Here is a 776-nt window from a genome sequence, read left to right on the forward strand (position 1 = left end):
CGTCGACGAACTCGACGAAGTCGGCGAGGTCACCGAACTCGGGCAGGACGGCGGTGTAGTCGGAGACGTCGTAGCCGCCGTCGCGCAGCGGGGACTTGAAGAACGGCGGCAGCCAGAGGCAGTCCACGCCCAGCCACTGGATGTAGTCCAGCTTGGCGGTCAGGCCCCTGAGGTCGCCGATGCCGTCGCCGTTGCTGTCCTGGTACGAGCGGACGAGGACTTCGTAGAAGACGGCGCGTTTGAACCAGTCGGGGTCCCGGTCCTTGGCGGGCGTGTCCTCGAAGGTGTCCTGGACGGGCTCGTTGACGATCATGTGATGGGTGACCCTCCGATCTGCGGGTTGGACGGTCGCAGGACGGTGAAGACGTGCGCGGGCCGACGGCCCGGCTCAAGGCGCACATAGTTGGCCCTGCCCCAGTGATAGGTCTCGCCGGTGAGCTGGTCGCGCACCGGCACCGACTCGTGCCATTCGAGGCCGAGTTGCGGCATGTCCAACGAGACCGTGGCTTCCTGGGTGTGGTGAGGGTCGAGGTTGACGACCACGAGAACCGTGTTCGATCCGGATCGCTTGCTGTACGCGATCACCGCTTCCTGGTCCGCGTGGTGGAAGTGGAGGTCGCGCAGCTGCCGCAGGGCCGGGTTCTGCCTGCGGATGGTGTTGAGGCGGGTGATGAGGGGGGTGATGGTGCGGCCCTCGTGTTCGGCCGTGTCCCAGTCGCGTGGTTTGAGCTGGTACTTCTCGGAGTCGAGGTATTCCTCGCTGCCCTCTTTGAGGG

2 protein-coding genes are annotated in these 776 nt (G+C 65.9%); both read right to left on the reverse strand.

Annotated features, from left to right (window positions below; translation table 11 throughout):
* Positions 1-313 (reverse strand): alpha-amylase family glycosyl hydrolase (locus tag KBY47_RS36220; protein ID WP_247695774.1); only part of this gene is annotated, 313 nt, incomplete at its 3' end.
* On the reverse strand, positions 310-776 hold a 467-nt coding region (locus tag KBY47_RS36225), incomplete at its 5' end, for an alpha-glucosidase C-terminal domain-containing protein (RefSeq protein WP_210928892.1). The genes KBY47_RS36220 and KBY47_RS36225, both read right to left, overlap by 4 nt.

Origin of the sequence: Streptomyces sp. B93 (assembly GCF_018070565.1) — a bacterium.
Taxonomy (GTDB): Bacteria; Actinomycetota; Actinomycetes; order Streptomycetales; family Streptomycetaceae; genus Streptomyces.